The organism is Streptomyces sp. NPDC053367 (genome assembly GCF_044545925.1).
Taxonomy (GTDB): domain Bacteria; phylum Actinomycetota; class Actinomycetes; order Streptomycetales; family Streptomycetaceae; genus Streptomyces.
Genome location: NZ_JBITYN010000003.1, coordinates 342,617 through 367,297, shown reverse-complemented (window position 1 = coordinate 367,297; position 24,681 = coordinate 342,617). Strand labels below are relative to the sequence as shown.

At 73.0% G+C, this 24,681-nt stretch carries 19 protein-coding genes and 1 pseudogene; 13 read left to right on the top strand and 7 right to left on the bottom strand.

Going from position 1 to position 24,681, the window contains the following annotated elements; translation table 11 throughout:
- Positions 1-5: 5 nt before the first annotated feature.
- On the top strand, positions 6-137 hold the full coding sequence (locus ACIGXJ_RS11310; protein ID WP_399643180.1) for a hypothetical protein: 132 nt from the start codon (positions 6-8) through the stop codon (positions 135-137).
- A gap of 21 nt (positions 138-158) precedes the next feature.
- On the opposite strand, the gene ACIGXJ_RS11305 is transcribed toward ACIGXJ_RS11310, so the two are convergent.
- Together ACIGXJ_RS11305 and ACIGXJ_RS11300 are read right to left on the bottom strand one after the other, a co-directional pair.
- Positions 159-1,235 carry a hypothetical protein gene (locus tag ACIGXJ_RS11305; protein ID WP_399643178.1) on the bottom strand — a complete coding sequence of 359 codons (1,077 nt, stop codon included), beginning with the start codon at positions 1,233-1,235 and terminating at the stop codon, positions 159-161.
- A gap of 97 nt (positions 1,236-1,332) precedes the next feature.
- Positions 1,333-2,526 carry a PP2C family protein-serine/threonine phosphatase gene (locus ACIGXJ_RS11300; RefSeq protein ID WP_399643176.1) on the bottom strand — a complete coding sequence of 398 codons (1,194 nt, stop codon included), beginning with the start codon at positions 2,524-2,526 and terminating at the stop codon, positions 1,333-1,335.
- A 116-nt stretch (positions 2,527-2,642) separates the two neighbouring features.
- Between ACIGXJ_RS11300 and ACIGXJ_RS11295 the strand changes: the two genes are divergently transcribed.
- The gene (locus ACIGXJ_RS11295; RefSeq protein ID WP_399643174.1) at positions 2,643-3,110 is read left to right on the top strand and encodes a hypothetical protein; all 468 of its coding nucleotides are present in this window, start codon (positions 2,643-2,645) and stop codon (positions 3,108-3,110) included.
- A 122-nt stretch (positions 3,111-3,232) separates the two neighbouring features.
- Here the strand turns inward: ACIGXJ_RS11295 and ACIGXJ_RS11290 are convergent, their stop codons facing one another.
- Positions 3,233-3,742, bottom strand: a complete 510-nt coding sequence (locus ACIGXJ_RS11290; RefSeq protein WP_399643173.1) for an SH3 domain-containing protein — start codon at positions 3,740-3,742, stop codon at positions 3,233-3,235.
- 145 nt (positions 3,743-3,887) lie between these two features.
- Between ACIGXJ_RS11290 and ACIGXJ_RS11285 the strand changes: the two genes are divergently transcribed.
- Positions 3,888-4,739 carry a hypothetical protein gene (locus ACIGXJ_RS11285; RefSeq protein ID WP_399643171.1) on the top strand — a complete coding sequence of 284 codons (852 nt, stop codon included), beginning with the start codon at positions 3,888-3,890 and terminating at the stop codon, positions 4,737-4,739.
- On the opposite strand, the gene ACIGXJ_RS11280 is transcribed toward ACIGXJ_RS11285, so the two are convergent.
- Positions 4,702-6,078: a PLP-dependent aminotransferase family protein gene (locus ACIGXJ_RS11280; RefSeq protein ID WP_399643169.1), complete on the bottom strand. Its 1,377-nt coding sequence runs from the start codon at positions 6,076-6,078 to the stop codon at positions 4,702-4,704. The two genes, ACIGXJ_RS11285 and ACIGXJ_RS11280, sit on opposite strands and share 38 nt — an antisense overlap.
- A gap of 89 nt (positions 6,079-6,167) precedes the next feature.
- Between ACIGXJ_RS11280 and ACIGXJ_RS11275 the strand changes: the two genes are divergently transcribed.
- Complete coding sequence (locus tag ACIGXJ_RS11275) at positions 6,168-6,950, top strand: alpha/beta fold hydrolase (RefSeq protein ID WP_399643167.1); 783 nt, start codon at positions 6,168-6,170, stop codon at positions 6,948-6,950.
- 119 nt (positions 6,951-7,069) lie between these two features.
- Complete coding sequence (locus ACIGXJ_RS11270; RefSeq protein WP_399643166.1) at positions 7,070-9,133, top strand: PhoX family protein; 2,064 nt, start codon at positions 7,070-7,072, stop codon at positions 9,131-9,133.
- Positions 9,134-9,137: 4 nt separating this feature from the next.
- Here ACIGXJ_RS11270 and ACIGXJ_RS11265 read toward each other — a convergent pair whose 3' ends face one another.
- Complete coding sequence (locus ACIGXJ_RS11265; protein WP_399643164.1) at positions 9,138-11,081, bottom strand: FUSC family protein; 1,944 nt, start codon at positions 11,079-11,081, stop codon at positions 9,138-9,140.
- Positions 11,082-11,228: 147 nt separating this feature from the next.
- Here ACIGXJ_RS11265 and ACIGXJ_RS11260 point away from each other — a divergent pair, with 147 nt between their 5' ends.
- The 4 genes from ACIGXJ_RS11260 to ACIGXJ_RS11245 all read left to right on the top strand — a co-directional run bounded on the left by ACIGXJ_RS11260 (position 11,229) and on the right by ACIGXJ_RS11245 (position 18,554).
- A complete protein-coding gene (locus tag ACIGXJ_RS11260; protein ID WP_399643160.1) occupies positions 11,229-12,863 on the top strand; it encodes a VWA domain-containing protein in 1,635 nt (544 codons plus the stop codon).
- Positions 12,864-12,982: 119 nt separating this feature from the next.
- Complete coding sequence (metG, locus tag ACIGXJ_RS11255; protein WP_399643158.1) at positions 12,983-14,713, top strand: methionine--tRNA ligase; 1,731 nt, start codon at positions 12,983-12,985, stop codon at positions 14,711-14,713.
- Positions 14,714-15,015: 302 nt separating this feature from the next.
- Positions 15,016-15,381 (top strand): PH domain-containing protein, encoded by a 366-nt coding sequence (locus tag ACIGXJ_RS11250; RefSeq protein WP_189695881.1) that lies wholly within the window; start codon positions 15,016-15,018, stop codon positions 15,379-15,381.
- 62 nt (positions 15,382-15,443) lie between these two features.
- Positions 15,444-18,554, top strand: coding sequence for an FG-GAP-like repeat-containing protein (locus ACIGXJ_RS11245; RefSeq protein ID WP_399643156.1), 3,111 nt, complete (start codon positions 15,444-15,446; stop codon positions 18,552-18,554).
- Here ACIGXJ_RS11245 and ACIGXJ_RS11240 read toward each other — a convergent pair.
- Both ACIGXJ_RS11240 and ACIGXJ_RS11235 read right to left on the bottom strand, forming a co-directional pair.
- Complete coding sequence (locus ACIGXJ_RS11240) at positions 18,536-18,757, bottom strand: DUF397 domain-containing protein (protein WP_399643154.1); 222 nt, start codon at positions 18,755-18,757, stop codon at positions 18,536-18,538. The genes ACIGXJ_RS11245 and ACIGXJ_RS11240 overlap by 19 nt on opposite strands.
- Positions 18,754-19,629, bottom strand: a complete 876-nt coding sequence (locus ACIGXJ_RS11235; protein WP_399643152.1) for a helix-turn-helix domain-containing protein — start codon at positions 19,627-19,629, stop codon at positions 18,754-18,756. Before ACIGXJ_RS11235 ends, ACIGXJ_RS11240 begins: the two co-directional genes overlap by 4 nt.
- 156 nt (positions 19,630-19,785) lie before the next feature.
- Here ACIGXJ_RS11235 and ACIGXJ_RS11230 point away from each other — a divergent pair, with 156 nt between their 5' ends.
- From ACIGXJ_RS11230 to ACIGXJ_RS11215, 4 genes and pseudogenes are all read left to right on the top strand, one after another.
- Complete coding sequence (locus ACIGXJ_RS11230) at positions 19,786-20,334, top strand: ATP-binding protein (RefSeq protein WP_399643150.1); 549 nt, start codon at positions 19,786-19,788, stop codon at positions 20,332-20,334.
- A gap of 149 nt (positions 20,335-20,483) precedes the next feature.
- A pseudogene (locus tag ACIGXJ_RS11225) lies at positions 20,484-21,361 on the top strand (helix-turn-helix domain-containing protein).
- A 47-nt stretch (positions 21,362-21,408) separates the two neighbouring features.
- Positions 21,409-22,023 carry a Uma2 family endonuclease gene (locus ACIGXJ_RS11220; RefSeq protein WP_399643148.1) on the top strand — a complete coding sequence of 205 codons (615 nt, stop codon included), beginning with the start codon at positions 21,409-21,411 and terminating at the stop codon, positions 22,021-22,023.
- A gap of 126 nt (positions 22,024-22,149) precedes the next feature.
- Positions 22,150-24,672 (top strand): FG-GAP repeat domain-containing protein, encoded by a 2,523-nt coding sequence (locus tag ACIGXJ_RS11215; RefSeq protein WP_399643146.1) that lies wholly within the window; start codon positions 22,150-22,152, stop codon positions 24,670-24,672.
- Positions 24,673-24,681 lie beyond the last annotated feature (9 nt).

Sequence of the window (24,681 nt, the reverse complement as noted above, 5' to 3'; positions counted from 1 at the left end):
CCGTCGTGGAACTCGGCGCCCCCGGCGAGGCCGGCGTCAAGGCCCGCGTCCGGTCCGTCTACGTCAACGGCTCGTCCGGCGACTCGGTGAACTCCACCACCTACGGCAGCTGGAAGTACCTGTACTTCAGCAACTGATCAGGACGCGGCAGGCACGGCTCAGCCGGCGACCGACTCCAGCCGGCTGAGCCGCCCCCGCACGTCCTCCAGGGCGCCCTGCCGCCGGCCGGGCACCCTGGAGCGCAACTCCGCGAGCGCGGGCCCCAGTTCACGGGCCCGCGCTTCGTCGTCGATACGGCCCCACTGGTGATGGGCGCGGTCCACCGCGGCCTCGACCTCCGGGGCGTCCGGGCCCTGTCCGGCCGCGAGCCTGGCGGCGGCGACCGCGAGCCAGGTGCGGCAGCTGCCCACCGGGTCCCCGGCCAGCATCGCCAGGTCGGCGCGGACCTCCGTCCAGTGCAGGGCCTCCGCGGACCCGGGCCCGTGGGCGCGTACGGCGGCCACCTCCCAGCGCGCGGCGAGCGCGTCGGCGTCGGTGTGGCGGCCGGCCTCCACGGCGGCGGTGATCGCGGCGTGCGGGTCGGTCCCGGCGTCCTGGGCGACGGGCGGCGCGGGGGTGCGCAGCTCCAGACCGACGGCCTCCTCCGCGGCCACCCTGCCCAGCGCCTCCTCGTGCAGCCGCTCCAGCGGCGGCCGGTGCCCGCTGCGCAGCACGGTCGCGACGGCCTTCATGTACGACGGCCGCCCCACACTCCGTCTGCCCGGCGGCGGCGCGATCCTGCCGTACACCGTCGTACCGCGGCCGCAGTCCAGCGGCCGGTCCCGCAGCTGGTCCCAGGTCTCGGCGTCCGCGTGCAGGTCGAGGACGAGCGTGGTCGTGCCCGGCGGGCGCAGCCGCAGTTCCTCGCGGAACCAGTGCCAGGGCAGGGCGGTGTAGCGCACGGTCGCCGGGGTCGTGCGGGCCAGCGCGAGATGGGGCAGGCGCTGGCGGCGGTCGAGCTGGAGCTGGCCGGCGACGAACACGGTGAGCGGGCCGGGCGCCGCGGCGGCCGCGCGCAGCCGCGTCAGCACGGCCTGCGGGTCCAGCGGGTCGGCGAGCTCGACGACGTTGGCGGTGTCGGTGCCGGACAGCACGCCGGGCGCCACGGCCGCCAGCACCGGCAGCACCGCCACGGCGTCCACCAGCCGTCCCCGCCCCACCGGCGAGGCCGCGAGCAGCAGCACCGTTCCGGGCATTGGTCGCCTCCCCTGTAGATCACGTACCGCGGTGGATCACGGACCGCGCCCTCACCGTAACGGGTGGCCATCGGATGCCGCTGCGGAAGCCCGCCCGTTAGCTCTGACGCCGTACCGCGAACACCGTCGTGTCGTCGGCCAGCCGTCCGCCGCAGTGGCGCAGGGTGCCGTCGCGGACATAGGCGACCAGGCGGGAGGGGGCGGTGGTGCCCGGGTCGGCGGTGACGGCGCGGGCGACCTCGGCGGCGAGGGGGTAGAAGGTGCCGGAGCGGTCGCGGGCCTCGGTGACGCCGTCGGTGGTCATCAGGACGGTCTCGCCGGGGGCGAGGGGCATCCGGTGCACGGGCGGGGGCCCCGCAGCGGCGGCCAGCTCGCCGAGGCCGAGGGGGAGGCCGTCGGCCCCCGGGAGGGCGCGCACCCCGTGCGGGCCGACGACGAGCGGCGGCTCGTGCCCGAGGACGACGACGTCGACGGCGTCCGGGGTGTCCTCGGGGAAGCCCAGCAGCACCGCGGTGGCGAAGCGGTCGCCGTCGGGCAGGCCCAGGTCCGCGTAGTGGCCGCGGTGGCGGATCATCCGGGTCTCCAGGCGTTCGGCGACCGTGCGCAGGTCGGCCTCGTGGTAGCCGGCCTCGCGGAAGGTGCCGAGCAGCGCGGCGGCCGTCTCCACGGCGGTCAGGCCCTTGCCCTGGACGTCGCCGAGAAGGACACGCGTGCCGTGCGGGCCGGGCTGGATGTCGTAGAAGTCGCCGCCGACGCGGGCGTCGGTGTCGGCGGCCAGGTACACGGCGGCGTGCTCCAGGCCGCCGAAGCCGGGCGGCAGCGGGCGCAGCACGGTGCGGCGGGTGGTGTCGGCGATGTTCTGCATCCGCAGGATGTGCCGCTCCCCGCGCACCCGGACCACGCAGGCGAGGGTGGCGAGGACACCGCCCAGCGCGGCCAGCACGAAGTCGGCGGGTCCGGCGTCGTACTGGGTGGGCAGCAGGGCGTCGGCGACGAGGTAGACGATCGGCGCGAGCACCGCGAACGCGGCCGTGCCCGCGATGCCGCAGATCGCGGCGGCGATGCCCGGCACCAGCACCACCCAGGAGATCATCCGGAAGTCGGGGCCGGTCCAGTAGTCGGCGCCCACGACCGCGAGGAGCAGCAGCAGCGGCGGCACCCAGGCCACGCTGCGGCCGCGGAGCCGGAGCAGCTGGTGGCGGTGCAGGGCGTCCCGGTGCCCGGCCCGGGGATACCGGTCGAGCAGCCGCTGCCCGCCGCCACCGACTCTCACCGGACGACCACCGCTCACGGGCCCAGCGAAACACGGCCCGGCACACCCCGCATCCGCTCGGCTACCGGCCGACTTGCCTTCGGGGCGCCGCAGGTGTGCCCTGGAAGGCGGGGGCGAGAGAGAGGAGTGCTCTCATGGCTCATGCGGCACCCGCGCCGGGACGACGTACCGGCCGTACCTCCGCGGCGCCGACCGGGGCTCCGTCCAGGACCCCGGATGTGTTCGGCGCCCGCACGCACCGGATCGCACACTGGGCGGTCCCCGTCACGCTGGGACTGGTCTACGGCTACTGGGTCGCGGCCAACAACCGCAGCGGCGGCGAGATCACCGGCTGGAACGTGCTCCTCGGCTTCCTCAGCGCGCTGGCGTTCATGGCGCTGTGGACGGCCGTGCGTGCGGTGGCCCCGCGGATGAAGCGCGAGCTGCACGCCCTGCTGTGGGCGGCCTTCGCGGGTTCGGCCTTCGGGTTCCTGTACAGCCAGGCCGGGAACACCGTGCTGCGGTCGACGGGCATGGCGCTGGCGGTGGCGGCGACGGTGTTCGTGATCGTCTTCTACCGCTACTACACGCACGAGGACGCGGAGGGGCACCGCATCCGCTGAGCCCCGGCTCCGGGCGGACAGCCGTGAACCCCGGTGGGGTCGGCCGCCGGGGTTCACGTTTCCCTCATCCCTCCACTCACCGCACGACGGGGGAGCTGGTCCCGGCCGTCGTCCGACGAGGCTCAGGAAACGCTCCAGCTCCAGGAGCCGGAGACGCTCCACGACCCGGAGGCGCTCCAGGAGTCGCCGACGAGCGGGTCGTTCCAGTTGGTCCAGTGTCCGTCCCGCCATGCGGGACAGGGGTCCGCGCAGGCCGGCACATGGTGCCGGTCGGTGTCGACGAAGGCGGCGCTCGCCCAGCCCTGGGCGCCGACGAGCCAGTACCAGTACGGGTTGCCGTTGACGCTCTGCCCGATGACCTTGCACTTGATGCGGTCCTGGCTGCCGGGCGCGAGCCGGTCGACGGCCGGTGCGTGGGTGGTGGGTGCCATCCGCACGTTGAGCGCGGTGCGGGAGACGACCGTGCCCCAGATCGGACCGTGGGATCCGTCGCCGCCGTGATCGCCGCGGAGTTCGGCGGCGGACGTCGGTGGGGCCGCCGCTGCCGCCGTGGTCCCCGCCGCCGTGGCGGCGAGCGCGGCACCCGCGAGCAGGGCTGCGGTCAGGGTCCGCAGGGCCAAAGTGGTGCGCATGATCGGCCTCCTTTCCCCAACTCCAGGAAACACCCGTTCGGGTGAACGCTCCACCGGAGGCGAGAACGCCCAGCTCGGCGCGGGTGTGCACCCGTACGGCCGCGGACCGCTGGCGTGCGCGTGCTGGAGCGCCTTGCCTGGAAGGGTGTCCCCGCGCCTGCGGACCGCCCTGTCGGCCGCCCTCATCGCCCTGTCCTGCCTGCTGGTGCCGTTCGGCGCGCTGGCGGCGTGGGCCGCGTACGGGCTGGCGGACACGGGCCGTTACGTGCACGCGATGGCGCCGCTGGCCGGCGACCCGGCCGTCCGGGACGCGGTCGCGGACACGGTCACGGACGCGGTCGGGGACGGCCTGGCGAGGGAGCTGCGCGTCGAGGGCCTCGGCCGCCCGCAACTGCGGGACGCCGTACGGTCCTTCACCGCGACCGCCGCTTTCCGCGCGGGCTGGGACCAGGCGAACCGCACCACGCACGGTGCCGTGCTGCGTGCCCTGCACGGCGAGGCCCCGGGCCCGGTCACGGTCGACCTGGCACCGGTGGCGGCCGGCGTGCGCGAGCAACTCGCGGCGGACGGCGTGCCGTTCGCCCGGTACGTCCCCGTCACGCACCGGGAGGTCGCGGTCGTACCGGCCGGTGAACTGGCCCGTATGCGCGAGGGGTTCCGGGCCCTGGAGGTCGCCGCGTTCTGGCTGCCCTCGGCGGCGGCCGTGCTCGCCCTCTCCGGGATCGCCGTCGCCGCCTGCCGCCGCCGCGCGGTCACCGCGACGGCCCTCGGCACGGCCCTCGGCGGCGCGCTGCTCGGCGTGGCGGTGGCCGTCGGGCGGCACCTCACGGTCACCGACCTGCCCGCCGAGGTCTCCACGGCGGCGGCGGGCGCGGTCTACGACGCCCTGACCGCGACCCTGCGCACGGTGTCCTGGCTGCTGCTGGGGCTGGGCCTCACCGTGGCGGGGGCCGCCCGGCTCACGGGGTACGCGGGCCGGTCCCGCCGGGCGCCCTGACGGACGGGCTCACGGACGGGCCGCCTCGGGCGACAGCGGCCAGCGTCCGCAGCGCCCGCACCAGGTCCTCCTCGGGGGCCGAGGCGAGTCCCAGCCGGACCGCGTCCGGGGTGCGGGACGGGTCGACGGCGAAGGCGGGGCCGGGGGTGACGGCGATGCCGCGGGCGGCGGCCGCGGCGGCGAAGGTGTCCGCCCGCCACGGCGGGGGCAGCTCCCACCAGGCGTAGTAGGCGTGCGGGTCGGACCGTACGGAGAAGCCCGCCAGGTGCTCGGCGACGAGGCGCTGCCGCCGGGCCGCGTCCGCCCGCTTGGCCGCGACCAGCCGCTCCACGGTGCCGTCCGCGCACCACCGTACGGCCGCCTCCAGCGCGAAGCGCCCCGCGCCCCAGCCGCCCGAGCGCAGCGCGGCCGCGACCGCCGGCACCCGGTCGGGCGGGACGACGAGGAAGCCGACGGTCAGTCCGGGCGCGACCCGCTTGGACATGCCGTCGACGACATGGGTGACGTGCGGGGCGTGGGCGGCCAGCGGGGTGGAGCCGGGGCGGAGGAAGGACCAGATGCGGTCCTCGACGATCGGAACGCCCGAGTCGGCCGCGGCCCGGGCCAGTCGCGCACGGCGCTCCTCGCCCATGGTCCGGGACGTCGGGTTGTGCAGCGTCGGCTGGAGGTAGAGCGCGGACAGCGGGGACCGGCGGTGGACGGCGGCGAGCGCGTCGGGAAGCGGGCCCTCCTCGTCACCGGGGAGGGGCACCAGACGGATGCCGAGCCGGGCGGCGATCTCCTTGACCAGCGGATACGTCAGCTCCTCGACACCGGCCCGGCCGCCGGGCCGCACCAGTGAGGCGAGGGCGGCGGCGATGGCCTGGCGGGCGTTGCCCGCGAACAGCACCTGCCCGGGGTCGGGGTTCCAGCCGGGCGCGGCCAGCAGCGCGGCGGCGGCCTCCCGGGCGGGCCCGGTGCCGGTCGCGGCTGCGGGGCGCAGCACCTCGCCCAGCACGTCGGGCCGGCGCAGTGCCTCCAGGGCCGGCGCGAGCAGCTCGGCCTGGCCGGGCGCGGAGGGGTAGTTGAGCTCCAGGTTCACCGGCGCCGAGGTGTGGGCCTCGGTGAGGGCCCGCCCGCCCGCGGTGGGCGGCGCCGCCCGCACGAAGGTGCCCCGCCCGACCTCGCCCACCACCAGCCCGCGCCGCACGAGTTCGCCGTAGACCCGTCCGGCGGTGGACGCGGCGATACCGCGGCGGCGGGCGAACTGCCGCTGCGGAGGCAGCCGTTGCCCCGGGGCGAGGCGCCCGGAGGCGATGTCGGCGGCTATGCGGTCGGCGATACGCCGGTAGTCGTCCATGGCCCCCATGATGTGGCACGCCGTCGGCATTGCACCGAGGGCAATGATCTTATTGCGCCGAGGAGTTGGGGCCGCCTAGGGTCGGGGACATGGCACCCTTCCTCGCATACGAGGACAAAGGCGGCGATTCCTCGGCGACGCCGCTCGTCCTCGTCCACGGCCACCCCTTCGACCGCACGATGTGGGCCCCGCAGATCGAGGCGTTCGCGCCCGAGCGCCGGGTGATCGCCCCGGACCTGCGCGGCTACGGCGCCTCCCCGGTCGTCCCCGGCATCACCCCGCTGTCCCGCTTCGCGCAGGACATCGAGGAGCTGCTGGACGAGCTGGAGGTGGACGGCTTCGTGCTCGGCGGCCTGTCCATGGGCGGCCAGATCGCGATGGCCTGCCTCGCCCTCTTCGGCGACCGCGTGCGCGGCCTGCTGCTGGCCGACACCTTCGCCGAGCCCGAGACGGAGGAGGGCAGGCGCGCCCGCAACGCGATGGCCGACCGCCTGCTGGCCGAGGGCATGCGCGGTTACGCCGACGAGGTCCTGGAGAAGATGGTCGCCCCCTACGCCCGCCCCGAGGTCAAGGCCCACGTCCACCGCATGATGACCGCCACCGACCCCCGGGGTGCCGCCGCGGCCCTGCGCGGCCGCGCCGAGCGCCCCGACTACCGGCCCCTGCTGTCCGGTGTCACCGTCCCCGCGCTGGTCGTCGTGGGCGCCGACGACGAGTACACCCCGGTCGCCGACGCCGAGACCCTGCACGCCGCCCTGCCCGACTCCGCCCTCCATGTCGTCGAGGGCGCCGCCCACATGCCGAACCTGGAGCGGCCCGAGGAGTTCGACACGGCACTGGCGCGGCTGCTGGCACGCGTCGACGAGGGCTGACCGACAGCCGTCCGGACGGGCCGCGTTCACCGTCGGTTCACCCCGATTCCCCGCTCTCGCACACACGTGCTCCTAGCGTCCGAGGCGCTGAGTCCAAGGGGAATCCAGGGGAGAACCACGTGCGCATTCCGCTGCCGATCATCCGAACGTCGAACGATTCGCATCCGGGCGGCCGTTCCGCCCTGACCTGCCGCTTCCGCTGCGGTGACGCGTGTTACCACGAGGTGCCCAACACCAGCGCCAACGACTACGTCGGCGATGTCATCGCGGGCGCGCTGAGCCGGCGGAGCGTGATGCGCGCCGCTGCCGTCGTCACGGCGGCCGCCGCCGCGGGCACGGCCGCCACGGCCGCCGTGGCCCCGGAGGCACAGGCCGCCGCGGCGGACCGCCACGCCGCCGCCCGGGCCGCGCGCGGGCTGCGGTTCACGCCCGTCGCGCCGAACACCGCCGACCAGGTCACCGTGCCCGAGGGCTACGCGCAGAACATCGTCATCCGCTGGGGCGAACCGATCCTGCGCGGTGCTCCCGCCTTCGACGCGGCCCGGCAGAACGCCGCTGCCCAGGCGGGCCAGTTCGGCTACAACTGCGACTTCCTCTCCCTGCTGCCGCTGCCCGGTGAGCCCGGCCGGCAGGTGCTCGTCGCCAACCACGAGTACACCGACGAGATCCTCATGTTCCCCGGCTACGACCCCGCCGACCCGACCCGTGAGCAGGTCGAGACCGCCTGGGCCGCGCACGGTCTGTCCGTGGTCGTCGTCGAGGGCAACCGCGCCGACGGCAAGCTCGTCCCGGTCTCCCGGCACCCGCTCAACCGCCGCGTCACCGCCACCACCGCCTTCCGCCTGACCGGCCCGGCCGCCGGCTCGGACCTGCTGAAGACCTCCGCCGACCCGACCGGCACCCGGGTCCTCGGCACCCTCAACAACTGCTCGGGCGGTACGACGCCGTGGGGCACGACCCTGCACGGCGAGGAGAACTTCAACCAGTACTTCGCCAACGCCACCCGGCCCACCGACAAGCGCTACGGCCTGGGCACCGGCGCCACCGAGCGCAAGTGGGAGCGCTTCGACAAGCGCTTCGACGTCGCCCAGGAGCCCAACGAGGTCCACCGCTTCGGCTACGTCGTCGAACTCGACCCGTACGACCCGCAGTCCACGCCCCGCAAGCACACCGCGCTGGGCCGCTTCAAGCACGAGGGCGCCACCGTCCGGCTCACCGAGGACGGCCGTCCGGTCGTCTACAGCGGCGACGACGAGCGGTTCGACTACTTCTACAAGTTCGTGTCCTCCAAGCGGATGCGGAAGGGCACGTCCCGCGCGGTCCGTGAGCACAACCTCTCCCTGCTCGACGAGGGCACCCTGTACGTCGCCCGGCTGACCGGCGACTCCCCCGCATTCGAGATCGACGGCACCGGCAAGCTGCCGTCCGACGGGGAGTTCGACGGCTCCGGCGAGTGGATCCCGCTGGCCACCGCCACCGCCGACGGCGCCGTCAGCCACGTCGACGGCATGACCGCCGAGGAGGTGTTCGTCTTCACCCGCCTCGCCGGTGACAAGGTCGGCGCCACCAAGATGGACCGGCCCGAGGACATCGAGCCCAGTCCGCACACCGGCAAGGTGTACGTGGCCCTCACCAACAACTCCCGCCGCGGCACGGCCGGCAACGCGCCCGTGGACGAGGCCAACCCGCGCATCGGCAACAAGCACGGCCAGATCCTGGAGCTGACCGAGCGCTGGAACCGCGCCGAGAGCAGGTCCTTCGCCTGGAAGCTGTTCCTGGTCGCCGGCGACCCCGACGACCCGGCCACCTACTTCGCCGGCTTCCCCAAGGACCAGGTCAGCCCGATCTCCTGCCCGGACAACGTGGCCTTCGACCCGCACGGCAACCTGTGGATCTCCACCGACGGCAACCAGCTGGGCTCGCACGACGGGCTGTTCGGCGTGGCGACCCGCGGTTCGCGCCGGGGTGAGCTCAAGCAGTTCCTGACCGTGCCCGCCGGTGCGGAGACCTGCGGCCCGCTGGTGCAGAGCCGGCGCGTACTGGTCGCGGTGCAGCACCCCGGGGAGATCGACGGGGCTACGGCCGAGAAGCCGCTGTCGGCCTGGCCGGACGGGCCGGGGAAGGTCAACCGGCCCGCGGTGGTGGCCGTGTGGCGCAAGGACGGGTCGGACATCGGTATGTGACCGGTCAGGGGGTGCGCGGCGAGGCGATGGCCCGCGCCGCCGCCACCTCCTGGCGGAGCCTCTCCAGGACGCTGTCGGGCGGGCCGGTGAGGTCGGTGCGGACGGCGACCAGGGTCTCGGACCGGCGCACGCCCTCGGCCAGCTCGCGCAGCTGACGGGTGACCTGGACGATCTCCGCCTCGGACGGCGGCGCGGCTCCGTGCTTGACGCGGACCCGCGCCGCCGTCGTCGCGTCGACGATGCGCTCGACGGCGACGACGAGCGGCCACCAGGCGGCGGCCCGGCGTCCGGTGGGCGGCGGTTCGGTCAGGGCGCGCTGGAACTCCGTACGGATGACGGACAGGTCGCGGTAGAGGCGGCGGCGCATCCGGGCGCGGGCGGCGGCCTCGGTGGCGTCGCCGAACGCGGACTCCACATAGCGGGCGGTGTCCGCGACCGCGTCCGCGAGCCGGTCGCCGACACGGGTGTGCCAGCTCTCCGGCCACAGCAGATAGCCCACGGCCAGCGCGATCGCGCAGCCCATGAGGGAGTCCACCAGGCGCGGCAGCAGCAGCGCGGTGCCCTGGCGGTTCAGGACGTCCGACAGCAGCAGGATCACCGGGGTGATGGCCGCGGTCTGATAGCCGTAGCCGCGCGGTGTGAGGGCCGGGATGAGCGGGGCGAGCACGAGCATCACCGGCACGTCCCACCAGCCGCGGGGCACCTCCGCGAGCACCGCGGCGGCGATCACCAGCCCGCCGACGGTCCCGAGCGCGCGCAGCAGGGCGCGGGAGAACACCGACCCGAAGTCGGGCTTGAGCACGAAGGTGATGGTCAGCGCCACCCAGTAGGAGCGCGGCACCGGGATGATCGACACCAGCGCCTGGGCGATGCCGATGCACAACGCCAGCCGCAGCCCGTAGCGCCAGGAAGCGGCGGACAGCATGACGTTGCGGGCGCCCTGCGCGGCCCGGCTGCGCAGCGCGGCGGGGCGGCCGAGCCGGTCGTCGAGGGCGTACGGGTCCACGTCCGGGGCGGTGACGACCTCGGCGGTGTGCCGCAGGGCGTGGTCGACGGCCCGGCTGGTCTCGTCGGCGGGCGTGGGCAGGCCCAGCGCTATCGGCCCGGTGTAGCCGGTCCGCACGGCCTCCGCGAGATGCCGGACGGCCGCCGGCACCTGCTCCGGCAGCGGCTTGCCGCGCAGATGGGCGGCGGGCGCGGCCTCGACCACGGCGATGACGGAGTTCAGCTGGGCGAGCAGCCGGGTCAGGTCGGGGCTGCGGCCGTGATGGCGGGCGCGCCGGGCGAGCACCAGGTCGTACGACTGGTTCAGCGACTGGGTGACGGCGTGCCGGGCGTCGTCGTAGCCGTCGGTGCCGCAGGCGGCGAGCAGGTCGGCGACCGTGCGGTAGGTGTCGGCGACGGCGTCCCGCTCCGGCACCCCGGAGCGCAGCGGCCAGGCCAGCAGGGCGAGCACGAGGACGAGGAGTCCGCCCCCGGTCATCAGCAGCGGTGCCAGCCACCACTGCCCCGGCATGGGCAGTCCCGCCCCGACCACGGCGTTGAGCAGGAGCAGCAGCCCCGACACGGAGGCGACGGCCCCGATGGTGGAGATCATCCCGGACACCAGCGCGATGGCCGTGACGGCGACGACCGCCACCCAGCCCTGTCCGAAGGCGAGCGCCCCGAGGGTGATCCCGATCGCCCCGAAGGCCTGCGGGATCGCGATGTTCAGAATCCGCATCCGATAGGCGTCCGCCGTGTCACCGATGACCCCGGACAACGCCCCCATGGACGCCAGCGCCCCGTACTCCGGCCGCCCCGCGAGGAGCCCGACGACGAGCGGCAGCGTCATCGCGATCGCGGCCCGCGCCACGGCCGCCTTGTTCACCGGGGCGGCGGGCTGCGACTGCAGGTTCCGCACCAGCCAGTCGGGAGGAGTGAGGCTGATGGGGAACTCTCGCGACATGCGCCCATTATGGGTCGCGGGGCGCATTCGCCCGCCTGAGCGGGCAGCAGCCGCCCCTCCCCAAGATCTTCATTCCGGGCCGCTAACCTTACGTGTCCGTCCTGGCCAGCGATCGACGGGCTACAACTCACGCGAAGGGTTGCGCACATGGGCATTCTCACTCTCCTGCGGAACGCATTCGGCCGGTCACGCAAATCCCGTCCCGCCGAGCCGGAGGGTACGAACCCGACGTCCGCATCCCCCGAACCGACCCCGGCCCCGGCCCCGACCGCCCAGGTCCCCGAGCCCCGCACGTCCTCCTCCCCCCTCACCGAGGCCGAGGAACACGAGCTCGTCGCCGCGGCCTTCGACAACGTGACCGTCCCGAGGCCGGCCCGCTCGGAGGACGCCGAGGAACGAGCGGCGTCAGAGGAACCGACGAAGCCGAAGGCGGAGCCGGAGCCGGAGCCGGAGCCTGCGGCGGCTGAGGAGCCGAAGCCGACGACCGCACCGGAGCCTGCGGCGGCTGAGCAGCCCGAGCCCGAGCCGAAGCCGGTCGCGGCCGAGGAGCCCGAGCCGGTGGCGGCTGAGGAGCCGAAGCCGACGACCGCACCGGAGCCTGCGGCGGCTGAGGAGCCCGAGCCCGAGCCGAAGCCGGTCGCGGCCGAGGAGCCCGAGCCGGTGGCGGCAGCCGAGCCGGCGCCGAATGCCGAGGCGGAGGCGGAGGCGGAGACGCCGTTCGAGCCGGACCCCCAGGCTCTGGCGGAGCTGGTGGAGGTGTTCGAGAAGGGCACGGCGGAAGCGAAGCCGACGTCGGCCGAGGGCGAAGCCGAGGCGGAGCGGACGGCCCCCGAGCCGGAGGCCGCCGACGGCGAGACCGTCCCACAGGGGCCACCGGCAGCCGACGACGAAAGCCGCACGGGCGGTGCGGGTGGGAACCCGGAACCGGCCGAGGGCGAAGCCGAGGCGGAGCGGACGGCCCCCGAGCCCGAGGCCGCCGACGGCGAGACCGCCCCACAGGGGCCACCGGCAGCCGACGACGAAAGCCGCACGGGCGGTGCGGGTGGGAACCCGGAACCGGCCGAAGGCGAAGCCGAGGCCGAGCGGACGACCCCCGAGCCCGACGCCACCCCCAAGCCCGCCATCCCCCTCAGTCGCCTCAAGACCCGCGCCCCCTCCCTCACGACGGCGTACAAGGCAGCCACCAGCGCCCTCAAGAAGACCGGCCTCACCGGCACCCGCGCAAAGACCTACCTCGTGCTGGACCGCTCGGCGAGCATGCGCCCGTACTACAAGGACGGCTCCGCCCAGGCCCTCGCCGACCAGACCCTCGCCCTCGCCGCGCACCTCGACCCCGAGGCCACGGTCCACGTCGTGTTCTTCTCCACGGAGCTGGACGGCACCACCGACCTCACCCTCACCCCCGGCCACGAGACGAAGATCGACGACACCCACGCCGAGCTCGGCCGCATGGGCCGCACCAGCTACCACGTGGCGGTCGAGGAGGTCGTGGCCCACCACGACAAGCACGCCGCCCCCGGCACCCCCGCCCTGGTGATCTTCCAGACGGACGGCGCCCCGGACGCGAAGACCCCCGCGACCCAGGCCCTCACCGAGGCCGCGGAGAACCACCCCCACATCCACTTCGCCTTCGTCGCCTTCGGTGAGCACGACAACAAGGCCTTCGACTACCTCCGCAAGCTGAGGACCGGCAACACCTCGTTCTTCCACGCCGGCCCCACCCCGCGCGAGCTGACGGACGCCGAGCTCTACAGCGGCGTACTCGCCACCTGGAAGCCGTAACCGCGCAACCCCCCGAGGCCGCCCCTTCCACCCTGCAGAACGGGAAGCGGGCGGCCCACCCATGTCGGCTACGATTTCAAGGTTCGTACAACAAAACCCGACCTGGGAGCAGCCAAGCCATGGCTCGACACCTCATCACCAGCGCCCTTCCGTACATCAACGGGATCAAGCACCTGGGCAACATGGTGGGGTCCATGCTCCCGGCGGACGTGTACTCCCGGTACCTCCGCCAGCGCGGCCACGACGTCCTCTACATCTGCGCCACCGACGAGCACGGCACGCCCGCCGAGCTGGCCGCGAAGGAGCAGGGCCTCGCGGTGGACGAGTTCTGCGCGCAGGCGCACGACGCGCAGAAGGCGGTCTACGACGGCTTCGCGCTCGCGTTCGACTACTTCGGCCGCAGCTCCTCCCCGGAGAACCGGGACATCACCCAGCACTTCGCCCGCAAGCTGAACGAGAACGGCTTCATCGAGGAGCGGGCGATCCGCCAGGTGTACTCGCCGGCCGACGGGCGTTTCCTCCCGGACCGCTATGTCGAGGGCACCTGCCCCCACTGCGGCTACGACAAGGCCCGCGGCGACCAGTGCGAGAACTGCACCCGCGTGCTGGACCCGACGGATCTGATCAACCCGCGCTCGGCGATCTCCGGCTCGACGGACCTGGAGGTCCGCGAGACCAAGCACCTCTTCCTGCTCCAGTCCAAGCTGCAGCACGAGGTCGAGGCCTGGGTCGCCCGGCACGAGGACGACTGGCCGCAGCTGGCCTCCTCCATCGCCCGCAAGTGGCTGAACGAGGGCCTGCACGACCGCGCCATCACCCGTGACCTGGACTGGGGCGTGCCCGTCCCGGCGGACACCTGGCCGGAGCTCGCGGCGGAGGGCAAGGTCTTCTACGTCTGGTTCGACGCGCCGATCGAGTACATCGGGGCGACGAAGGAGTGGGCGAACGCCGCGCGGGACACAGACCTGGAGAACCGGGACTGGAAGTCCTGGTGGTACGAGGCCGACGACACCGTCCGCTACACCGAGTTCATGGCCAAGGACAACGTCCCCTTCCACACCGTCATGTTCCCGGCCACCGAGCTGGGCGTGCGCGAGCCGTGGAAGAAGGTCGACTACGTCAAGGCCTTCAACTGGCTGACCTACTACGGCGGGAAGTTCTCCACCTCGCAGAAGCGCGGTGTCTTCACCGACCAGGCGCTGGACATCCTCCCGGCCGACTACTGGCGTTACTTCCTGATCGCCAACGCCCCGGAGTCGGACGACTCGTCGTTCACCTGGGAGCACTTCACGGCGACGGTGAACAAGGACCTGGCCGACACCCTCGGCAACTTCGTCAACCGTGTCCTGTCCTTCTCGCGCAAGCGCTTCGGCGACGACGTCCCCGCGGGCGGCGAGCCCGGCGAGGCGGAGGCGCGTCTGGGTGAGGAGATCGCCCGGCTGCTCGCCGAGTACGAGGAGCAGATGGAGGCCCTCCAGTTCCGCAAGGCCGCGGCCGCGCTGCGCGCCCTGTGGTCGGCCGGCAACTCCTACCTGGAGGAGAAGGCCCCCTGGCTGGAGATCAAGACGGACAAGGACGGCGCGGCCCTCACGCTGCGGACCGCGATGAACCTCATCCACCTCTACGCGGTGGTCTCCGAGCCCTTCATCCCGGCCACGTCCGCGGCGATGCGGCAGGCCTTCGCGCTCCCCGACGACACCGCCACCTGGGTGTCGCAGGACGAGGCGAAGTCCCTGTCCGCCGTCCCGGCCGGCACCCCCTTCACCGTGCCGCCGGTCCTCTTCGCCAAGCTGACGGACGAGGACCTGGCCGCGTACAAGGAGCGCTTCGGCGGCGAGCCGGAGGCCTGAGCCGGGCGGTCAGTCGCCCATGAACCACACATGGCTGCCCGGCGTCGCCGCGCACTGCGCGAGGAGCGCGGCGAGGTCGAGCAGCGCGGCCTTCTCGCTCTCCCTGTCCCACCGCCCGGCGAGGCCCTCGGCCTCCCGCGCGGCGGCATCGGCTCGATTCCCGTGGCCATAGCCTCGCAGGCTGTGTCAGCAGCGACACAGCCGGGTAACAGCCCTTCTCGGGCCCTCGCCCACCGGATATACCTGGTCCAAGATCACGTGACCGGCCAAGGTCACGGGGCATTCGAGTGGGGGGTCCTCTCATGGCTCTTTTCGGCAACGCGCACCCGATCGACCCGGCGCAGGCGGCGCAGGACTACGCCCGGCTGCTGGGCCAGGGCGAGCAGGTGCACGCCGCCTACCTGCTGATCCGCGACACCATCCTGCTGACCGACCGCCGTCTGATCCTGGTCGACAAGCAGGGCATCACCGGCAAGAAGACGGAGTACCACTCCATCCCCTACCGCAGCATCACGCACTTCGCGGTGGAGACGGCCGGCACCTTCGACCTCGACGCGGAGCTGAAGATCTGGGTGTCGGGCGCGCAGCTCCCGATCACCAAGACCTTCACCAAGGGCGTCGACATCTACGAGGTCCAGGCGATCCTCACGCAGTACGTGGCCCGCTGATCGCCAGGTAGGATTCGGCCACTTGTGCGAGGGCGCGGGCCCTCGCTGGGGAGGGTTCTCACGTGGGCAGATTCGCCCCGGGACGGGGCGGTCTGACCGTGTCCGTCTCCTCGCTCGTGGTCGCCATGGCGGCGACGTCCCTCGTCGTCCTTTCACCGAAGGACGGCGAGGCCGTGGAGTCCGCCGCCGCGGACACCACCGGGATCACCCTGACCGATCCCAGCACCACCAAGGCACGCACCGAACGCCCGTACGTCGTGGGCGACACCGGCTTCCTGCACCGCCATGAGGGCCGGGACGGCCTGCTGTGGACGGACTACGCGACGGGCCGGACCGTCACCGTCGGGGACGCGAGCGGCGTCTACACGCCCGACACCGCCTGCGCCGACGTCGATGCGGAATGCCGCGACGCCTGGTACGGCTCGGACAGCGATGTGATCGCGCTGCCGAAGACGGCGTCCGACGCCCGGGCAACCTTGTGGGACCCGGCGGCGGGCACCACCAGGTCGGTGGAGTGGAACGCCACGGACCACGGCTACTACCGGGCCCTGGCGGGCGACACGATCCTCACGAGCTACTCCCTGCTGGACGAGGTCGACGGCACCTGGCGCACCCGTCCCATCGGCGGTGAGCCGACGAGCGTGGAGAGCACGGACGTACGCGCCGCGGACTCCTCCGGTGTTCTCGTGGCGTACGGCAACTACGGGCTCGCCTACATCGACGTCGAGACGGCCACGGCCACCGTGGCTTTCGACGACACGCAGTACCGCCCGGACACCGTGATGAGCGAGGACCGCGTCGGCTGGTACGACACCTGGAGCGGCTATCTGCACCTGAAGTCCCGCGCCGACCTCGCCGCCGAGGAACAGCTGGTCGAGGTGCCCGAGCTGTCCTCCGGCCTCGACGGCGAACCGGTCCTGGTCGGTGACTGGCTGCTGGTGCAGCGATACGTGAACGACACCACCACCAGGCTTGTCGCGGTGAACGTCACCGACCCGTCCGTGAAGTACACCCTGCTGCCCAGCGCCGGCGGGTACACGCTCGCGAGCGGTGACGGCTCCGCGCTCGTCACCGGCGGCAGCACGATCACCGACCGGTGGGTCCAGCGGGTGAGCCAGGCCGCGGACGGCACGCTGAAGCTGGAGAAGGTCTACCAGCCCCCGGCCCTGGAGAACACCAAGACCGGCATCGCGCTCAGCCGCGGCAGCCTGCGCGTGGCCGCGGACAACCCGGCGAGCACCACCACGGACACCACGTCCGTGCGCACCCTGACCACGAACGGCTCGACCACGCTGACGGCGTCCGCCGCCACGGCGAGCGGCTCGATGTATGAGCCCGTGTGCCCCTACCCCGGCACCATCTGCTCGGCGCTGTGGGGCAACGTCGACGGCGAGCACGTCTACCTGGACACCAACGGCGGCTCCGGCGAGGGCGGTTTCGGCGACGACGACCGGCTGGTCTCGATCGGCGGCTACAAGCTGGAGTTCGGCACGCGCGGCGGCTCGATCGTCGACGTCTCCGACGAGTACGCGGTCTACAACGCGGCCGGCACGCAGTACGTCGGCCGGTTCGGCTACGGCCAGCGGCTGAAGCGGACCGCCCGCGCCGCCGCCCTGAACGGCACCACGCTCTGGAGCGCGGGCACGCTCGGCACGATCTCGTCGTACGACCTCGTCGCGATGAGGTCGCTCGCCACGGTGACCGTGCCGGGCCTGTCCTGTGTGCCGAGCGAGCTCCAGGCGGCCGGCCGCTGGGTGTACTGGGCCTGCGGCTCGGCCTCGGCGGGCGTGTACGACACCAGGGCCCGTACAGCGAGGGCCGTCGCCCCCGGTGACGTGCTGCTCGGCGACGGCTTCACCGTCCGCCACGACCACGGCACCGACGAGCTGGTCCTGACCGAGGCCGCCACCGGCGCCACCCGCGTCGTCGCCTCCGGCCTGCCCGACACCGGCCTCGCCGCCGACCGCCGCTACCGCTGGACGGTCGACGAGTACACGGGCCTGGTCGCCTGGTTCGACGGCTACGAGCGCACGCACGTCGCCACCACCGGCATCACGCCGTCCGCCGTGACCGCCGTCGACTCGGAGACGGAGGACTACGCGGAGCCGTCGACGTCGCTGCCGTGGAACGGCCAGTGGCTGCTGTCCCGTCCGGTCACCTCCTGGTCCCTGACCTTCACGTCCGTCCAGAGCGGCGCCAACGGCAAGGCCACGCGCACGATCACCGGCGGAGCGACCCCGGCCCGCGTGGCGGTGCGGTGGAACGGCCTGGCGTCCGACGGAACCCGCTTCCCCAACGGCCACCTGACCTGGACCCTGAAGGCGACCGGCGTCGGCAGCACCTCCGCGAACACGGTGGCCACGGGCCGCGTCTTCCTCCAGCGGGGCATGCCGGTCCGCCGCGACTTCGTCAGCCCCGACGGCCCCGACGGCCTCGGCGATCTGCTCACCCTCGGCTCCACGGGCGCGCTGACGTTCCACGCGGGCACGGGCACGGGCAAGCTGGGCGAGCGGACGGCCGGCACCGGCTGGCCCACCTCCGTCACCGCCGTCCCCTTCGGCGACCTCAGCGGCGACCGCTGCAACGACGTCCTCGTCCGCCTGTCCAGCGGCGCCCTGCGCCTGTACAAGCCCGGCTGCAACGCCGCGCTCAGGCCGTCGACGCCGTACACCACGCTCGCGACCGGCGGCTGGACGACGTTCGACGTCCTCACCTCGCCCGGTGACGTGACCGGCGACGGCCGCCCCGACCTGATCGCCCGCACGGCGTCCACGGGCGCGGTGTACCTCTACAAGGGCCTCAGCACGGGCAAGCTGTCCACCGCGGTGAAGCTCTACGCGGACTGGCGCACCTACAGGAGGATCGTCGGCGTCGGCGACATCACCGGCGACGGCCGCCCCGACCTGATCGCCCAGGACCGGGCCAACGCCCTCTACCGCTACGACGGCAAGGGCAACGGCACGTTCGCGTCCCGCGTGAAGCTGGCGTCGAACTGGGGCAGCCGCTACAACGCGGTCGTGGGCGTCGGCGACCTCACCGGCGACGGCAGGGCCGACCTCGTCGCCCGCGACACCAGCGGGTACCTGTGGCGCCTGTCGGGCACCGGCAGGGGCACGTTCGCCTCACCCGTGAAGATCGGGACCGGCTGGGGCGCCTACAAGTCCCTGTCCTGACCGGCATACGCCACGAAGCCGGCCCACGCCTCCAGCGCGAGCGCGAGGCGGGGGCCGGCGTCGCGGTACTTGGAGTCGCGGACGTGGACGGTGCCGGGGGTGGCGGCGACTTCGACGCAGGAGTCGCCGTCAGGGCCACTGCTGTAGCTGCTCTTGAACCACGCCGGCTCGGAGGCGTCACCGGCGGGGGCCTTGCGGATCATGTCTCTCCCAGCAGTTGTTCGATGAAGGCCAGCGACTCCCCTGGCGGGAATGCCTGCGCTCGGATGGTGCCATATCGCAGCTCAAGAATGCGGAGCTGCCTCAGGTCGGTCACGGGACGCCCGTTGAACGCCCCGTCCGAGCGCCCCACCGCCGTACCGTCCTCGAACTTCAGCAACTCGATCCTGCCGCTCATGCCAGGGTGTGGCGCACTGTCCAGCGGCATCACCTGGAGGGAGACGTTGCTCAACCGCCCCACCTCCAGCAAGCGTTCGAACTGCTGCCGCCGGACCATTGTGCCTCCAACCCTGCGCCGTAGCGTCGCCTCTTCCAGGACGAAGCTCAGGGCCGGCGCAGGGCACCGCTCATAGACCGCTTGCCGAGCGACCCGGGCGGCCACTCGGCGTTCCAAGTCCTCCGGTGTGTAGGCGGGCAGCCATGACATCAGCAGCGCCCTCGTGTAGTCCGCCGTCTGCAACAGACCTGGGATGTTGCTGCTCTCGTACACCCCGATCTCGACCGCGCGCGCTTCCATCTGCGCCAGGTCCCGCACTTTCTTCGGGTATCGGACCTTGGCCACGTCCTCCTTCATCGCCGCGAGCAACCCACCCGCGCCCAGCACCTCGTCCGCTCTGTCCAGGAACTCCGGCCGGGGAATCCGCTTGCCGCTCTCGATCTTGTAGACCAGGTCCTCGCCGTACCCCACGGCCTTGCCGAAGTCGCCGGCGCGCATGCCGACGGCCTCGCGCCGGAGCTTGAGCTGCCGCCCCACGGTGGCGACCACCGCCACACCCCACTCGTCGTCCGGGTCGACCTCCCAGCCCGGCTCGTCAGCCTCGGTCCTGAGCTGCCGGACCTCGTCGTCCACCGACATGCGCGCGCCCCTCTGTCGTCGCCACGTACCAGCCCCGCCCTACCCGTACGCACCGCCCCGACAAGCCCGGACACCACCGGACAACCGCTGGACAGTCACCGTACGCAACCATGGGGTGACTCCCCACGGTAGGCACATCCGGCCACGCTGAGTGACGTGAACCAGAAACTCCCCCAACCCGGCGGCCACATCCGCAACTTCAGCGCCCTGCTGTCCCCCACGCCCAGAGGCGCCCGTCTCGCCCGGCTGCTGGCCGTGGAGCAACTGCGTTCCTGGGGGTTGCCGTTGGACCCGGCGCAGCTCGTCGTGGCCGAGCTGGTGAACAACGCCGCCACCCATGGCCGCGTGCCGGGGCGGAACTTCCGGCTGCTGCTCCATGCGGTCGGGCGGACCCTCCGCATCGAGGTCACGGACACGCGCGGTGACCGGGTTCCGGAGGAGCCCCGTCCCGTCGGCCCGGACGAGGAGTGCGGGCGGGGTCTCGCTCTCGTGGCTGCGCTGGCCGATCGCTGGGGGGTGGTTCCGGGCCTGCCGCCACGCAAGACGGTCTGGGCGGAGCTCACCTTCGCCGCCGCCGGGACACCGGAGCTTCACGGGCCGTGCTCCGGTCCGGCGGGTGATCTCCAACTACCAAGAACCGGGGAGAAAGAACCCTGCCAAGCCCCACCCCTCCCTCCCGCCGGGCAAACTCACTCCCGCGAGTGAATATGCCCAACTGAGCTGGCTATCGGCCCGGTTGCGTGCCCTACGCTCAGCCCCGGCGACACCCGGCCACCCCAGACATGCGACGGCCCTCGCCGGGACTGCCATCCCAGTGCGAGGGCCTGACCACCGAGGAAGAGAAGAGCTTCCCGATGGACACCGAAAACGGTACCGCGCCCACGCGCATCCAGTCCCGTATCCCGGCGAAAAACCACCCCGACGGGCACCGCACCGCCGGCGTCGTCCACGACCACGTCCGCCACACCGAGAACTTCACGGTGATCGGCAACGACCTGGCCCAGCACCCCGAGCTGTCCCTGCTGGCCATCGGACTGGCCTGCTACATCCAGTCGGTGCGGCCGGGCACCGCCGTCGACATCAAGACCCTCGCCGCCCGCTTCCCCGAGGGTCCCACCCGCATCGCCGGAGCCCTGCGACGAACTCGAAACGCACGGCTACCTGCACCGCACCCGCGAACGCACCGCCACCGGCCGGATCGTCACCCGCACGGTCTCCTGCAACAGGCCCGGTCACCGCGCTGCCTGCGAGTCGTCCGCCCGCAGGCCCACCCGGCGCACGGCCCCCGACGAGCCCGCGCCACGCAAGCGCCTCCCTGGCGTCCCTCAGCCGTCGTACCCCACGCCCGCCCTTCTCCAGTCAGCCGTCGACGTCCTCGCCTGCCTGCGCCGCCACGACCCCCGCCTGCTCCTCTCCGCCACCGACGCCGAGCACCTCGCCCCGGGCGTGGCCGCCTGGCTGGAGCGCGACCTCACCCCCACCGCCGTACGCCACGTTCCTGACCGCGAACCTGCCGAACGAGCCCCTGACCCGCCCGGCCGCCCTCCTGGCCCACCGCCTGGCCGCGCAGCTACCACCCCCGCCACCACTGCGGCCACCGGCCGCACCGGTCCCGGAACCCCGCCACCCCCTCCAGACCTGCGACGGCTGCGACCGCGCCTTCCGGGCGCCTGAGCCGGGCCGCTGCCGCGACTGCAGATCCGATCGACAAGCCGGGGGCGGCCTAGCATGAGAGCGACGATCCTTGCCCCTGGGCACAGACGACGAGGAGCGAGCGCCATGACCATCGCCCCGGACAACGCGCGACAGGGCGCCTCCCCACACCGGTACCGGGCCATGCGGGACTTCGTGGAGTCCACGGACGACACCATCCCCGGCAAGTTCGAGATCACCAAGGAAGGGATCGTCCACGACATGATGTCGCCGATCGGCCGACACGAACTGACGACGCTGCGGCTCCGGAAGCGACTGGAGAAGCTGATGCCGGAAGAGATCGTGGCCCATACCGGTAGGCCCGACGTGGAGGACGAACCCGAAGGCATCATGCGCCGCCCCGACATCATGGTGATCGCCGAGGCGGACATGGAGGGGCAAGGGGCGTTCGACCCCCGTACGCTCATCGCCGCCGTCGAGATCGTCTCCCGGTCCAACCCTGACAACGACTGGGTCACCAAGCTGCGCGACTACCCCCTGATCGGCATCCCGGTCTACGCGGTCTTCGACCCCCGCACCGGCACCGGTGCCGTCCTCACCGACATCCACAACACCCCCGGCGGCCCCCGCTACGCCACCCGCAAGGACTTCGTCTACGGCGAGGACGTCACCATCGCCGACTGGACCATCCCCACCGACGGCCTGCCCCGCTACGAGGCGGAAGGCGACGAGCGGCACTGAGCCCCGCTCACGCCGTGCACGTCCAACTCCCCTGCCACGCAGGGCTGATCTTCTTCACCGTTCGATCACACTGGACGTAGAGTCCCCCCGGGGCGGCACCCGCCGCCCACGGGGAGGGAACATCACATGGGCATATCAGCCCTGCCGCGGCGCCGTGCCGCGGCCACCGCGCTCGTCGCCGTCTCACTCGTCCTCGGGGGCGCCGCGCTGCCGGCCGTCCCGGCCGCCGCCGCGGACGGGCTGCCGCCCTGGACGGGCGCGGTGACACTGTCGAGTGAGAGCAGCAGAGTCCAGGACGTCGCCGTACGCACCGACGGCAGTGCCGTCGCGGTGTGGATACGGCGTGACGACAACGGCGACGCCGGCATCCTGTGGGCCGCCACCCGCGCGGCCACGGGCGACGCCTGGAGCAGCCCGGTACAGCTCAGCACGGCGCCCGTCCAGGAGGCCGAACTCGCGGCCCGGGCGGACGGCTCGGTCGTCGCCCTGTGGGCCGAGTTCCCGAGCCCGACCAACCAGGGCCCCGCCACGGGCCCGTCCCGCCTGTCCCGGGCCGTACTCGGCGCCGGGCAGACGGAGTGGTCGATACCCACCGACCTGGTCATCCCCGAGCAGCAGCTCGGTGTCCGCGGCCTGGACCTCACGGAGGGCCGGGACGGCACCCTCGCCGCCGTATGGACCGCCCTGCCGGTGAACGCCGTGGCGGCCACCTCGAGCGAGGTGTACGCGAGCGTCATCGCGCCGGACGGCAGCCACACCATGCCGCGGAAGGTCAGCAACGCCGCCGCGTACGCCGGGCCCTACAGCGGCATGCGGGTGAGCAACCCCGAGGTGGCCTCCGACGCGTCCGGCGAGATGGTCGTGTCGTACCGGATGGAGCCGTTCGGGTACGGCACCGTGCACGTCATGACCGTCGTCCGGCCCGCCGGGAGCGACGTGTGGCAGACCCCGCAGCTGGTCACCACCGACGTGGCCTCCCTGGGGTCCCCCACGCTGTCCGCAGGTCCGCAGGGGGCGGTGCTGGTGTGGCCGGACAAGAACAAGACGCTCCAGGTGATGCGCCGGTGGTCGTACGCCGGGGAGTGGGGGCAGCCGGAGACCGCCGCCACGGGCGTGGAGCAGCTCGCCCAGTCCCCGGACCCGCTGGTCGCCGCGGACGGTGATGTGACGCTCGTCTGGGCCGACCGGGGCGACCCCGGCATCCGGACCACCAGCGTCGACACCGACACCGGCCGGTGGTCGGCACCCCAGCTGCTGTCCACCGGCCGCCTCGGATACGACGGCATCTCCGTCCCGGTGTACGACGTGGAGATGGCCCCCGACGGGTCGGTCCACGCCCTGTGGCACCAGGCCGGTGAGTACCCCAACACCCAGTACCTGCTGGAGGCCACGCGCGTCGGCGGGCAGTGGACGACCGCGCGCGGGGTCAGCGGCAGCCTGCACGAGTACCTCAGCGGGCAGATCGCGGCGCGGTCGGCGACCGACGCCACCGCCGTCTGGCACTGGTCGCAGTCCACCACCACCTGGGCCGCGGGCCTCCAGGCGTCCCGCACGGCGTGGCCCGAGCTCGACGTCGTCACGTCGAACGTGCCCGGCTCGGTGAACTTCCAGAACATGCTGTGGGAGCCGACCTGGCAGACGAACCGACCGGTCGCGACCTGGACGCTCACCCTCACCGACCGGTCGGGCCGCACCCTGCGCACCCTCACCGGTGCCCCCGCGTCGACGTTCTTCCGGGCCTCCTGGAACGGCCGCACCACCTCCGGCGCCTGGGCCGTCAACGGCAAGGTGAACTGGACGCTGAAGGCCACTCAGCCCGATGTGCCGGGGACGACCACGCTGGCGAGCGGCTCGGTCATGGTGGCCGGCGCCGCGCCCGCCTTCCACGACTTCGGCGGCTCGTACGGCGTCCCGGACGGAGGCGGCGACCTGCTCATGCTCACCTCCACCGGGCGCCTGCACATGCGCCACACCGAACTGACCGCCACCCGCGAACTGGGCACCGGCTGGCCCACCACCGTCCGGTTCGTGGCGCTCGGCGACCTGAGCGGCGACCGCTGCAACGACGTCCTCGTCCGGCTGAGCACCGGCGCCCTGCGCGCCTACAGGCCCACCTGCGGCGGGGCCCTGAGGACCAGCACGCCGTACACCGCGCTCGGCACCGGCTGGAACCAGTACGACGTGCTGACCGCCCCCGGCGACCTCACCAAGGACGGCCGCCCGGACCTGATCACCCGCAACTCCTCGACGGGCGCGGTGTACCTCCACAAGGGCACGAGCACGGGCAAGCTGGCCGCGCCCGTGAAGCTCTACACCAGCTGGAAGACGTACAAGAAGATCGTCGGCGCCGGGGACCTCAACGGCGACGGCGTCGGCGACCTGCTCGCCCAGGACACGTCGAACAACCTGTACCGCTACCTCGGCACGGGCTCCGGCACCTTCGGCGCCCGGGTGAAGCTGGCGGCCGGCTGGGGCTCTTCGTACAACCTCGTCCTCGGCACGGGCGACGTCACCGGCGACGGCAGGGCCGACCTCGTGGCCCGTGACACGGCCGGGGTGCTGTGGCGGCAGACGGGCACCGGGACGGGGACGTTCGGGACGCGCGTGAAGGTCGGCACGGGCTGGGGCGCGTACAAGGGCGTGTTCTGAGCACTTCGC